Here is an 11,688-nt window from a genome sequence, read left to right as displayed (position 1 = left end):
CACAGGGTTAATCGCTAATATCGGGTTAGACCTATGAGGGAGACTCATGAATGCTCCGGGAAAACGCCAACGATCTGCTCGCGTTCCTCGCAGTGGCGCGCGAACGCAGCTTTACCAAGGCCGCCGCTAAGCTGGGGGTTTCGCAGTCAGCGCTGAGCCATACGATTCGTGGGCTGGAAGCCCGATTGGGGCTGCGCCTGCTGACGCGCACGACCCGCAGCGTATCGCCGACCGAGGCTGGCCAGCGCCTGCTGGAGACGGTGGGCCCGCATTTCGAAGAGATCGAAATCGAACTGGCAGCGCTGAGCGACCTGCGTGACACCCCGGCGGGCAAGATCCGCATCAATGCGATGGACCATGCGCTGGAATTCATTCTGTGGCCGGTGTTGAAGCCGTTCCTGGCGCAGTACCCGGACATCTCCGTGGAAGTTTGCTGCGACTACAGCTTCGTCGATATCGCCGCCCAGGGTTTTGATGCCGGTGTGCGCTTGGGCGAGGACGTGGCCCAGGGCATGATCGCCACCCGCATCGGGCCGGACATGCGGATGTTGGTGGTGGGTTCGCCGACCTATTTTGCCGATCGCACCCTGCCGCAAACGCCCCGCGATTTGACTGAACACCTATGCAACAACTTGCGGCTGCCCACCAACGGCGGCCTGTATACCTGGGAGTTCAAGAAGGATCAGGAAAGCCTGAACGTCCGTGTCTCGGGGCAAGTAACCTTTAACGGCGTCTACCAATTGCTGCAGGCGGCACTGGATGGATTTGGCTTGAGTTACATTCCTGAAGACCTTGTTGCACCGCACATTGCCGAAGGCCGGTTAGTGGCGGTGCTGGATGACTGGTGCGCGCCGTTTTCCGGTTTTCACCTGTATTACCCCAGTCGACGCCAGGCCTCCCCCGCGTTTGCGTTGCTGCTGGAGGCGTTGCGTTACCGGGGCTGATTCGATTGATCGCAGCCTCGTTTCACTCGACAGCTGCTACAGAGTGGGAGCGTGCACCTGTAGCGGCTGTCGAGTGAAACGAGGCTGCGTTTGACGGCCTAGTTGATCAGCGTGCTGTTGTAGTCCCCCGCCAATCCTTCCAGATGATTCTTGTACCGTGTCAGGAACCTGGACAGCCCGGCCTGGTTGTACTCCAGGTTTTTCAGCGTCTCCAGGTGCATTGAAAAGCTGCGCCACACCCCCGCCACGACGAGGATCTCTTCACCCGCTGTCCTGCGTCGGCGGTCTATTTCCGCGATGGCGCTGATGTCCGACAAGACATTTTCGGCGCCCTGCAGCTCATTATTGAGCCCCTCGACCAAGCGGTTTATCGACTCGATCGCCAGGTCCAGATTGTTTCGCGAAGTCGCAAGCTGAGTGTATTTGATACCGTCAGAGACAACCCCCAATACCTTCCTGACCAGTTCAATGCCTTGTTTGACCGCTTCCTTTTTCGGGTTTTCCATGTCCAGGCCGTCCAGTGCCTTGGCGTCCGGGATGTAATTTTTATACATGTCGGCCAGGTTGAACTCGCGAATCACCTCCTGCGCCTTGATCAGCGTGTCGCGCTGTTCTTCGCACGTCGCTTTATTGAGGTGGTGATCATTGAGCTGGGCCAGAATCCTGGCTTTGCGGTCGCGCGCGACTTTCAGCGGTTCCTCCGCGCGCTCACCGATTTCGATTTTGTAGAGGCTCTGGACTTCGCTCTCAAGCAACCGCGAGCGAGCGATGAATTTCGCTTCGACGCTCTCCAGCAACGTATTGATGTTGCCTTTGACGTTCGCCAGTTCGTCGGCCACCAGCGCCCGATCGTCCGGTGACAGGTCATGCCTGTCCAGGGCGCCATTCAATTCATCAAGGACCTCAAACCAGTGTTGCCCGGAGGCGGTGTTCAGAGCGGTCAACAACAGCGGAAATGATTCACGCATGGCGGTATCGATATTGTTCAAATACGCGACCACCCGCTGTGCTCTTTCCTGCAGCACGTCCGGACGTTCATTTCTGAAGTTCGCCAGCCGGGAGATATCCCGAATGGTTTGAATGATGTTTTTTACGTCAATCACCGGAATAACCGGCGCGTCGATCGGCGTCACACTGCTCATGGCAATAATCCTTTTGTCCGCTGGGCAAATCAGTTGAAGGTTTTTTTGTATTCGTCGAGGGCTTCGTTAAACACCGTCACCAAGTCACCGGCGGTGTCCTTGACGTCGCGCCACGGATCGATCACCTGAGAAAACTCGGCGACAAATGAAGTCAGGCGCAAGGCATTGTTAATACGGCCGAATTGCTCCGCCGACGAATCAACCTTGCTCAGAATGGTTTGCCACATCGTGTTCAAGATGTTCAGTGCCGCTTCAGCGCCGGCCATGCGGATGCCGATATCACCAAAGTTGGACATGGAACCTTCGATGGCGCTTTGCAGGTTTTCCTTGCCGCTGACGGCCAGCTCCAACCCGTCGATTTCGGTTTTCAGGGCATTTCGTTCCTTGCGGGCGGCCTCGGCTTTCGGGCCGAAGATCGAACCGGAAATCGGCCAGAAAATCGGCAGACCACCGGAGAACGACATGCCCACGTAATAGTCGTAGTCCTTGTCGAGCTGAATGACCCGGTCCTTCTTCTCCTTGATCGTCTGTTTGGTACTGGCGATGGATTCGAGCAAGTTGTTGCGTTCCATCAAGTCGTATTTGCCCTTCACTTCGGACTGCAAGCCAAAGACGCGCTTACCCGTGGACAGCTCGCCGCCCGACAACTCGATCTTGAAATTGGACAGGCGATCTTTCAGCTCCTGGGTCGCGCTTTGCTGGCGTTTGATGTCGACCTTCATCAGCTCGATGATTTCCGTCACGGCCGACGCCACTTCACCGTCGTCAGACGTATAGCGGATGCCCTCCAGATCGTTTTTGCTCATCTCGCCCAATGTCGTTCTGACGCGTTCCATGATCGGCATTTCCTTGATCACGGAAATGATTTCGCTACCACTGCTGACGATGTTTTTAGCCGCGGAACTCAAATCGATACTTTGCTGAAGGATTTTGTTTTCTACCGCGTCCCAGCTCGAGGCATGAATTCTGATTTTCTTGAACAACACCTGGATATCGCTGGGCTCCAGCCCGGCGATGTCCACTTTGGTGTACTTCAGGTACGACTCGACCTCCGGCAACTCGCTGGGCAGCGCCAGGCCTTTTTTTACATACTGCTTTATCTTGATCACGTCTTCTTTGGTAAAGATCCCGGCACTGCGGGCCACCCCGGGAAATTCTCCCGAGATCAGTTTAAGTACCGCTTTTGGAAGGTCATGGCTACTTTCTGATTCATTCAACAGCACAGTCATTGTGTTTGCCTCGGTTCGTTCAAATCGATACACGACTTGTATCGACGAGCAGAAACCTAGATGACCTTTGCGCCTGACTCAAATCAGCTTAAATACAATACAGATCACGTAATCAATTGATTTAAAACAAATAAATCTTGGAATTGAATAATCCTGAAACATCGAGCGACACTTGCAGGAAATGGACTACAGATGAGGATTATAGAAAACAGCTGGGCACGTACAAGAATTTCAAGTTTGCAATAACCCTATCTTTTATTAGTTCGATCAACACTGACTATTGCGTTTGAGCGTTTCGCTCGGCAGTTCCTTGAACAACGCCCGATAACTGCTGGAAAACCGCCCCAAATGCCAGAACGACCAATTCATCGCCACTTCGGCAACGGTGGTGTCATGCGGCGTTCGAGCGAGCAATTCACGGCGTGCACTGTTGAGTCGGCGCAGGCGCAGCCAATGGGTCGGTGTCATCCCGGTGAAGGCCTTGAACGCGTGCTGCAACTGACGCAGTGAAACCCCGGCCACCTGGGAAAGCTCCAGCAGGTTGAGAGTTTCTTCCGGTGAATCGGCGGCCCATTCACCGATGCGTTTCATCACCGAGCGTTCTTCGGTGCGGCGCTGCAGACCGCCACGGTCGAGGCACACGCAGGCGTTATCGAGGATGTACAGGCAGTCTTCGAGCAGTTGCTGGGTCAGCGCTTCCTTGCTCGGCGGGTCGAGCGTTTCGGCAAGCCGGGTCAAGGTGCCGCTCAACCAGCGGCTGAATAAGGCGTTCTGCCCCGAGTTCAGCGGCGACATGAACAAGCCTTCCAGCCGCGCGACATTCAGACCGTGACGCTGCACGAACTCCGGCCCGAACACCACGGCGATTTCCTGGTAGTTCTCCGGGGTGATCCAGATGTTGCGGCTTTCACCGTTCAACACGTACAGCGCGTTGTCGCTGCGATCAAAGCAGAACGCCAGCGAACCCTGGGGCGCGCTGAAATTCTGTTCGACCCGTGTGTTCATCTGCTCTTCGTAAATCTCCACGCCTTGCAGGTCCAGGTAGCGCACGCGCCCGGCGAAATGCCCCGGAGACATCTGCTGATAATGCTGGACCCAACCCGGCGTGGCGCGGATTTGCGCGGCAACATCATCGGTGTTGAACGCTTGAACCTGAATCGGATTGGACGTTGACATGAAAGACCTTACGCACTCGTTTGGTGCGTTTTGGTGCTGCTTAAAGTGGATAGATGGAACCGCGAGGCTCGCCCAAGATAGTCGTCAACGCGTCTCAGGGGAAGTGTGTGGTGGATGAAACCACCCTCCCCGGCGTTAATAAAACCAATAACGAGGTCTTTATGAATGTCCCTTTCGATCAGCTGTTCACGTGGCTGAAAGATCACAAGATTACCGAAGTCGAGTGTGTGGTCAGCGACTTGACCGGCATTGCACGCGGCAAAATCGCACCCACCAACAAGTTCCTGCATGAGCGAGGCATGCGCCTGCCGGAAAGTGTGCTTTTGCAAACGGTAACCGGGGACTTTGTCGACGACGACATCTACTACGACCTGCTCGACCCGGCCGACATCGACATGGTCTGCAAGCCCGTTGCGGACGCGGTCTACGTGATTCCATGGGCCATCGAGCCAACCGCCATCGTCATCCACGACACCTTTGACAAGTTCGGCAACCCTATCGAGCTGTCGCCGCGCAACGTGCTGAAGAAAGTCCTGCAGCTGTACACCGACAAAGGCTGGCGGCCGATTGTCGCGCCGGAGATGGAGTTCTACCTGACCCAGCGCTGCGAAGACCCGGACTTGCCGCTCAAAGCGCCGCTGGGTCGTTCGGGTCGGGCGGAAAGCGGTCGCCAATCGTTTTCCATCGACGCCGCCAACGAATTCGATCCGCTGTTCGAAGATGTCTACGACTGGTGCGAACTGCAAGGCCTGGACCTCGATACGCTGATCCACGAAGACGGCCCGGCGCAGATGGAAATCAACTTCCGTCATGGCGATGCACTGGACCTGGCGGACCAGATCACTGTGTTCAAGCGCACCATGCGCGAGGCGGCGCTCAAGCACAACGTCGCGGCGACCTTCATGGCCAAGCCGATCGGCGATGAGCCCGGCAGCGCCATGCACATTCACCAGAGCGTGGTCGACATCGCCACCGGGCAGCCGATCTTCGCCAATGCCGACGGCACGATGAGCGAGCTGTTCCTGCACCACATCGGCGGCCTGCAAAAGTACATCCCGAAAGTGCTGCCGATGTTCGCGCCCAACGTCAACTCGTTCCGCCGTTTCCTGCCGGACACCTCGGCGCCGGTCAATGTCGAATGGGGCGAAGAAAACCGCACCGTCGGCCTGCGTGTACCGACTTCCACTCCGGACTCGATGCGCGTGGAAAACCGCTTGCCGGGGGCTGACGCCAACCCGTACCTGGCGATCGCCGCCAGTTTGTTATGCGGTTACCTGGGCATGATCGAACGCATCGAGCCGAGTGCAGCGGTGCAAGGTCGAGCCTACGAGCGCCGCAACCTGCGCCTGCCGATCACCATCGAAGACGCGCTGACGCAGATGGAAGAGTGCGAAACCATCGGGCGGTATCTGGGCGACAAATTTGTTCGGGGTTACGTCGCGGTGAAGCGTGCTGAACACGAGAACTTCAAGCGGGTGATCAGCTCCTGGGAGCGTGAGTTCTTGATGCTTAGCGTCTGAGATTTGCGTTGTCTGTGAAGGCCCCATCGCGAGCAGGTCGAATCGTCGCACCGTCGCTCCCACATTTGGAATGCATTCCCCTGTGGGAGCGAGCCGGCTCCGGGCGGCGTTCCGACGATAGCGGCCACAAGAACACCAAAGAAACACCTGAAAAATCCAAAAATCCGAAGAGGTGTCGAATGCGTCTATTGAAATCCATGGTGCCGGCCGCGCTGGCCGTGCTGTTCAGTGCCGTTGCCCAGGCTCAGCCCACCGTCAGCGTCTACAACTGGACTGATTACATCGGCGAAACCACTCTCGCCGACTTCCAGGCCAAATCCGGGATCAAGGTGATCTACGACGTCTTCGATTCCAACGAAACCCTTGAAGGCAAACTGCTTGCCGGTCGCACCGGGTATGACGTGGTCGTGCCGTCCAACCACTTCCTCGCCCGTCAGGTGAAGGCCGGCGCGTTCCTCAAACTGGACCGCGCGCAGTTGCCCAACTTCAAGAACCTCGACCCGAAACTGTTGGCGCTGCTGGAGAAAAACGATCCGGGTAACGAGCATTCGGTGCCGTACCTGTGGGGCACTAACGGCATCGGCTACAACGTCGACAAGGTCAAGCAAGTGCTCGGCATCGACCACATCGATTCCTGGGCGGTGCTGTTCGAGCCGGAAAACATCAAGAAACTCAGCCAGTGCGGCGTGTCGATGATGGACTCGGCCGATGAAGTGTTCCCGGCAATTCTCAATTACATGGGCATGGACCCGCGCAGCGAGAACCCCGAGGATTACAAAAAAGCCGAAGCCAAGCTGTTGAGCATCCGGCCTTACATCACCTATTTCCACTCCTCCAAATACGTGTCGGACCTGGCCAACGGTGACATCTGCGTGGCTTTCGGCTACTCGGGTGACGTGTTCCAGGCCGCGAACCGGGCCAAGGAAGCCAAGAACGGCGTGAACATCGCCTACGCCATTCCGAAGGAAGGCAGTAACTTGTGGTTCGACCTGCTGGCCATTCCTGCCGATGCCGGCAACCCGAAAGAAGCCCACGCCTTCATCAACTACCTGCTGGACCCGCAAGTGATCGCCAAGGTCAGCGCCTCGGTCGGTTACGCCAATCCGAACCCGGCCGCCAAGCCGTATATGGACGCTGAACTGGTGAACAATCCTGAGGTTTATCCGCCCCAGGAAGTGCTCGACAAACTCTACATTTCGACCACCCCGCCCCAGGCGATCATGCGACTGATGACCCGTTCCTGGAGCAAAGTGAAGTCCAACAAATGAATAACGAACACGCACATTCCTATTACGCGGCGACAGCCAATAGCCTGACGCCCTGCCCCACGCTGGCCTCGGACCTTGTGGCCGATGTCTGTGTGATCGGCGGCGGTTTCACCGGAGTCAACACCGCAATCGAACTGGCTCAACGCGGCCTCTCGGTCATTCTCCTGGAGGCCCGGCGGATCGGCTGGGGCGCCAGCGGGCGCAATGGCGGGCAGTTGATCCGCGGCATCGGGCATGACGTCAGCGGTTTCACCCGTTACATCGGTGAGGACGGCGTGCGCTATCTGGAGCGAGCGGGTATCGAATCGGTGGAACTGGTGGGCAATCGCATCCGTGAACACGGGATTGAGTGCGACCTGCGCTGGGGATTCTGCGAGCTGGCCAACACCCAGGCGCAGTTCACGGCGTTCAAGGCGGAGCAGGAAAGTCTGGCCGAATCGGGTTACGCCCATCAAACCCGACTGGTCGGGCCGGAGCAGATTCGTGAGCAAGTGGTGGATTCAGGTGTGTATGCCGGTGGCCTGATCGACATGGGCTCAGGCCATCTGCACCCGCTTAACCTGGTGCTGGGCGAAGCCAAACTGGCGCGATCCCTCGGGGTGCAGGTCTTCGAACAGAGCCCGGTGCTGGAGTTGATTCACGGCAGCACGGTGCAGGTCCGCTGTGCCGGCGGTACGGTGCGCGCCGGCAGTCTGGTGCTGGCCTGCAACGCCCACCTGGAAGAGCTCGAACCGAAACTCAGCGGCAAGGTGCTCCCGGCCGGCAGCTACATCATCGCCACCGAACCATTAGCGCCAGAGGTTGCCGCGCAATTGATCCCGCAGAACCTGGCGTTGTGCGACCAGAAAGTCGGCCTCGATTACTACCGGCTCTCGGCGGACCGGCGCTTGCTGTTCGGCGGCGCCTGCCACTATTCCGGGCGCGATCCGGCCGACATCACGGCGTACATGCGCCCGCAGATGCTCAAAGTCTTCCCCCAATTGCGCGATGTGCGCGTCGACTATCAGTGGGGCGGCCGGATCGGCATCTCCGCCAATCGTTTTCCGCAAGTCGGGCGCTTGAGCCAGCACCCGAACGTGTTTTACGCCCAGGGGTATTCCGGCCATGGGCTGAACGTAACGCATTGGTGCGCGAAGCTGTTGGGCGAAGCGATTCATGCCGGGCACAGTCGAGGGTTCGATGTGTTCAGCGCGGTGCCACACATGACCTTCCCGGGTGGGCCGATGCTGCGCTCGCCACTGCTGGCGCTTGGGATGTTGTGGTATCGCTTGCGCGAAATGGTTGGCTGACAGGCCGCTATCGCGAGCAGGCTCGCTCCCACAGGGGATTTTCGGCGAACACAGTATTTGTGAACGACGACGATCCTGTGGGAGCGAGCCGGCTCCGGGCGGCGTTCCGACGATGAACGATGACACGGTCTATCAGGCATTTGGCCTTTCGATTTGCTCAATCGCGAGGCACTTCTATATTGAGGAGGTGCTCTGACTTTCCTGTGTCCTGGCGAGTGCGGCCTATGGCTACGACTGACCAACTGATCATCTGCGAGCACTGCGACTGCGTGTATGAAAAAGTCACGCTCGCCAAACATCAAAAAACCCTGTGCACACGCTGCGGCGGCGTGCTCCAGCGCTATAACGGCCTGACGGTGGAACAACGCCTGGCGTTGACCTGGACCGCGTTGATGCTGTGGATCTTCGCCAATTTCTACCCGGTCATGAGCATCAGCCTCAAAGGCCTGAAAAACAGCGCAACGCTCTGGGATTCGGTGCTGGCCCTGAGCCTGGGGCCAATCACCTTCATCGCCATGGTGGCGGCAATCGCGATGATCATCGCGCCGATTTTCCAGCTGTTGCTGCTGATCTGGGTGCTGAGCTACGCCCTCGCCTCGCGGCGCTCGCCCGGTTTCAGATTCTGCATGCGCTGGCTGGAAACCCTGCGGCCCTGGAGCATGCTCGAAGTCTGTCTGCTGGGGGCGATGGTCGCGGTGATCAAACTCGCCGGGCTGCTGGATGTGCTGCCCGGTATCGGTCTGTTTGCCCTGGCCGTGCTCAGCCTGATGATGATCCGCATCGCCGGACGCGACGTCCGTGATCTGTGGGACACCTTATGACAACGCCTCCGGTCGCCAGCGAGCTCAACCTGTGTCTGTGCCACAGCTGCGGGCTGGCCTGTGACATCACACACAATCCTCATGAATGCGAACGCTGCGGCGCGCCGTTGCACCGGCGCAAAACCAACTCGCTGGCACGGACCTGGGCCTACCTGTTGGCCTCTCTGGTGTTTTACATCCCGGCCAATTTGTTGCCGGTGATGAACACCAAGATGGTCGGCAGCGGTGCTGACAGCACGATCATGAGTGGTGTTCTGGAGTTCTGGCAGCACGGGGCCTGGGACATCGCCCTGATCATTTTTATCGCCAGCATCGCGGTGCCGGGCGTCAAGTTCGTCGCCCTGATACTGCTGCTGGTCACGGTGCACCGCGACAGCCTGTGGGCGCGCAAGGAACGGTCGAAGCTTTACCGGTTCGTCGAGGTCATCGGTTACTGGTCCATGCTCGATGTGATCGTGGTGGCGCTGGTGGCCTCACTTGTGAAGTTCCAGGCCCTGGCCGATATCGAACCGCGCCCGGGCATTCTGTTTTTTGGTCTGGTGGTGGTGTTCACCATGCTGTCAGCGATGAGTTTTGACCCGCGAATGATCTGGGATCAGCAGCGAGATCAGCACTCACAAACCGAGGAGGACATGGATGAAGTCGCAAGCCACTGACGGGCCGCAAGCACCGGGCCAGGCCCCCATAAAGACCCGTCGATTCAGCATTTCGCTGGTCTGGATCGTGCCCATCGTTGCCGTACTGGTGGGCATTTCCCTCGTCGTCCACAGCATGCTGCAGGAAGGCCCGACCATCACCGTCACGTTCAAGACCGGCAGCGGCCTTACCGCCAACAAAACCGAGGTCAAATACCGCAATGTGGTGATCGGGCACGTCTCGGACGTGGAACTGAGCGACGACCAGAAGAGTGTCAACGCTACGATCAAACTGGCCAAACAGGCGGAAAGCTTCACCCGCGAAGACTCGCAGTTCTGGGTGGTGCGTCCGCGTATCGGCGCGGGCGGTGTGTCGGGCATCGATACCCTGCTGTCCGGCGACTACATCGGCGCCGATATCGGCCAGGCCAACACCCGCTCAAAAAACTTCAAAGGCCTGGAAAACCCGCCGCCCATTACCTATGGCGAACCGGGCAAGCGCTTCACCCTGCACACCCAGGACCTCGGGTCGCTGGACATCGGCTCGCCGGTTTACTACCGGAAAATCCCGGTTGGCCAAGTGGTGGCCTACGCCCTTGACCCTGACGGCAAAGGCGTGAACATCGACCTGTTCATTCACTCGCCGAATGACGCCTATGTCACCGAAAACACCCGCTTCTGGAACGCCAGCGGCATTGATGTCAGCGTCGGCGCCAATGGTTTCGCGGTGAAAACCGAGTCGTTGTCAACGCTGTTAGTGGGCGGCATCGCCTTCCGCGCGCCGGAGTACAGCCCCAACGATAAACCGGCGGCTGAGGAATACGCCTACGAACTGTTCCCCGACCAGCAAACCGCCCTCGCCCCGCCCAGTGGCAAGGGTCAATACCTGAGCCTGCGTTTTGACCAGGCCTTGCGCGGTCTCAAGGTCGATGCGCCGGTGGAATTCCTCGGCGTGGAGTTCGGCAAAGTGGTGTCGATCAATCTGGATTTCGATGCGAAAAAGCGCAGCTTCCCGGTCAACGTTGGCATCGTGATCTATCCGCAGCGCCTGGGCATGGCCCACACCAAAATGCTCAAGGCGCTGAATCATGATCCCAATGACGAGGCCGCGGGCGTGCGGTTGATGGGCTCGTTCATCGAGAACGGTCTCCGCGCCCAGGCCCGCAGCGGCAATCTGCTGACCGGCCAGCTGTACATCTCGCTGGATTTCTACCCCAAGGCCGAGAAAGTCGCGTTTGATCCGAGCGCCCGTCCGGTCAGTATTCCCACCGTTCCCGGCAGCCTCGAACAGTTGCAGGAAAAACTCGAAGGCATGGTCAACAAGATCAACCAACTGCCGATCGAGCGGATTGCAGGTAACCTGGACAGCAACCTCGTCGAGCTGCGCAAGGGCCTCGCCCAGTTCAACGCCAAGACCCTGCCGGGCGTGCAAACCACCCTGGCCGACGTCAGCAAGACGCTGCAATCGGCCAGTTCGACCCTGGCCGAAGACTCACCCCAGCGGGAACAGTTGACCCAGACCCTGGACGAACTCGGGCGCATGTCGCGCTCCTTGCGTGAACTCTCGGATTACCTGGGGCGGCATCCGGAATCGCTGATTCGCGGCCGACCCAACAACGCCGCACCGATGGATCTGCAGGCGCCACCGCGCAACTGACCACAGG

General features: G+C 58.5%; 10 protein-coding genes. 7 read left to right on the top strand and 3 right to left on the bottom strand.

All coding sequences use genetic code 11. The annotated features are described in order from the left end of the window. The first annotated feature begins 50 nt into the window (after window positions 1-50). The gene (locus tag ACRC4F_RS14235) at window positions 51-944 is read left to right on the top strand and encodes a LysR family transcriptional regulator (protein ID WP_438659874.1); all 894 of its coding nucleotides are present in this window, start codon (window positions 51-53) and stop codon (window positions 942-944) included. 98 nt (window positions 945-1,042) lie between these two features. Here ACRC4F_RS14235 and ACRC4F_RS14230 read toward each other — a convergent pair whose 3' ends face one another. The 3 genes from ACRC4F_RS14230 to ACRC4F_RS14220 all read right to left on the bottom strand — a co-directional run bounded on the left by ACRC4F_RS14230 (window position 1,043) and on the right by ACRC4F_RS14220 (window position 4,491). Continuing rightward, on the bottom strand, window positions 1,043-2,086 hold the full coding sequence (locus tag ACRC4F_RS14230; RefSeq protein ID WP_438659873.1) for an alpha-xenorhabdolysin family binary toxin subunit B: 1,044 nt from the start codon (window positions 2,084-2,086) through the stop codon (window positions 1,043-1,045). 29 nt (window positions 2,087-2,115) lie between these two features. Next, window positions 2,116-3,315, bottom strand: coding sequence for an alpha-xenorhabdolysin family binary toxin subunit A (locus ACRC4F_RS14225; protein ID WP_438659872.1), 1,200 nt, complete (start codon window positions 3,313-3,315; stop codon window positions 2,116-2,118). Between the two features lie 267 nt (window positions 3,316-3,582). Further along, window positions 3,583-4,491: a helix-turn-helix domain-containing protein gene (locus tag ACRC4F_RS14220; protein ID WP_438659871.1), complete on the bottom strand. Its 909-nt coding sequence runs from the start codon at window positions 4,489-4,491 to the stop codon at window positions 3,583-3,585. Between the two features lie 161 nt (window positions 4,492-4,652). On the opposite strand from ACRC4F_RS14220, the gene ACRC4F_RS14215 reads away from it, so the two are divergent. The 6 genes from ACRC4F_RS14215 to ACRC4F_RS14190 all read left to right on the top strand — a co-directional run bounded on the left by ACRC4F_RS14215 (window position 4,653) and on the right by ACRC4F_RS14190 (window position 11,681). Beyond that, window positions 4,653-6,011 carry a glutamine synthetase family protein gene (locus ACRC4F_RS14215; RefSeq protein ID WP_438659870.1) on the top strand — a complete coding sequence of 453 codons (1,359 nt, stop codon included), beginning with the start codon at window positions 4,653-4,655 and terminating at the stop codon, window positions 6,009-6,011. A gap of 179 nt (window positions 6,012-6,190) precedes the next feature. Next, the gene (locus ACRC4F_RS14210) at window positions 6,191-7,279 is read left to right on the top strand and encodes a polyamine ABC transporter substrate-binding protein (RefSeq protein ID WP_438659869.1); all 1,089 of its coding nucleotides are present in this window, start codon (window positions 6,191-6,193) and stop codon (window positions 7,277-7,279) included. Beyond that, on the top strand, window positions 7,276-8,568 hold the full coding sequence (locus tag ACRC4F_RS14205) for an NAD(P)/FAD-dependent oxidoreductase (RefSeq protein ID WP_438659868.1): 1,293 nt from the start codon (window positions 7,276-7,278) through the stop codon (window positions 8,566-8,568). The genes ACRC4F_RS14210 and ACRC4F_RS14205 overlap by 4 nt, the downstream gene beginning before the upstream one ends. A 224-nt stretch (window positions 8,569-8,792) precedes the next feature. After that, window positions 8,793-9,389, top strand: a complete 597-nt coding sequence (locus ACRC4F_RS14200) for a paraquat-inducible protein A (RefSeq protein ID WP_219097404.1) — start codon at window positions 8,793-8,795, stop codon at window positions 9,387-9,389. Further along, window positions 9,386-10,045, top strand: a complete 660-nt coding sequence (locus tag ACRC4F_RS14195; RefSeq protein WP_438659867.1) for a paraquat-inducible protein A — start codon at window positions 9,386-9,388, stop codon at window positions 10,043-10,045. Before ACRC4F_RS14200 ends, ACRC4F_RS14195 begins: the two co-directional genes overlap by 4 nt. Further along, window positions 10,026-11,681 carry an intermembrane transport protein PqiB gene (locus tag ACRC4F_RS14190; protein ID WP_438659866.1) on the top strand — a complete coding sequence of 552 codons (1,656 nt, stop codon included), beginning with the start codon at window positions 10,026-10,028 and terminating at the stop codon, window positions 11,679-11,681. The genes ACRC4F_RS14195 and ACRC4F_RS14190 overlap by 20 nt, the downstream gene beginning before the upstream one ends. Window positions 11,682-11,688: the final 7 nt, after the last annotated feature.

This window comes from Pseudomonas sp. (assembly GCF_051660785.1).
GTDB lineage: Bacteria > Pseudomonadota > Gammaproteobacteria > Pseudomonadales > Pseudomonadaceae > Aquipseudomonas.
Note: the sequence above shows the minus strand (reverse complement) of the source record. Positions and strands in the feature narration are given on the sequence as shown.

Coding starts and splice junctions, on each gene's coding strand:
- ACRC4F_RS14235 (WP_438659874.1), top strand. CDS start 51: ATGCTCCGGGAAAACGCCAACGATCTGCTCGCGTTCCTCGCAGTGGCG.
- ACRC4F_RS14230 (WP_438659873.1), bottom strand. CDS start 2,086: ATGAGCAGTGTGACGCCGATCGACGCGCCGGTTATTCCGGTGATTGAC.
- ACRC4F_RS14225 (WP_438659872.1), bottom strand. CDS start 3,315: ATGACTGTGCTGTTGAATGAATCAGAAAGTAGCCATGACCTTCCAAAA.
- ACRC4F_RS14220 (WP_438659871.1), bottom strand. CDS start 4,491: ATGTCAACGTCCAATCCGATTCAGGTTCAAGCGTTCAACACCGATGAT.
- ACRC4F_RS14215 (WP_438659870.1), top strand. CDS start 4,653: ATGAATGTCCCTTTCGATCAGCTGTTCACGTGGCTGAAAGATCACAAG.
- ACRC4F_RS14210 (WP_438659869.1), top strand. CDS start 6,191: ATGCGTCTATTGAAATCCATGGTGCCGGCCGCGCTGGCCGTGCTGTTC.
- ACRC4F_RS14205 (WP_438659868.1), top strand. CDS start 7,276: ATGAATAACGAACACGCACATTCCTATTACGCGGCGACAGCCAATAGC.
- ACRC4F_RS14200 (WP_219097404.1), top strand. CDS start 8,793: ATGGCTACGACTGACCAACTGATCATCTGCGAGCACTGCGACTGCGTG.
- ACRC4F_RS14195 (WP_438659867.1), top strand. CDS start 9,386: ATGACAACGCCTCCGGTCGCCAGCGAGCTCAACCTGTGTCTGTGCCAC.
- ACRC4F_RS14190 (WP_438659866.1), top strand. CDS start 10,026: ATGAAGTCGCAAGCCACTGACGGGCCGCAAGCACCGGGCCAGGCCCCC.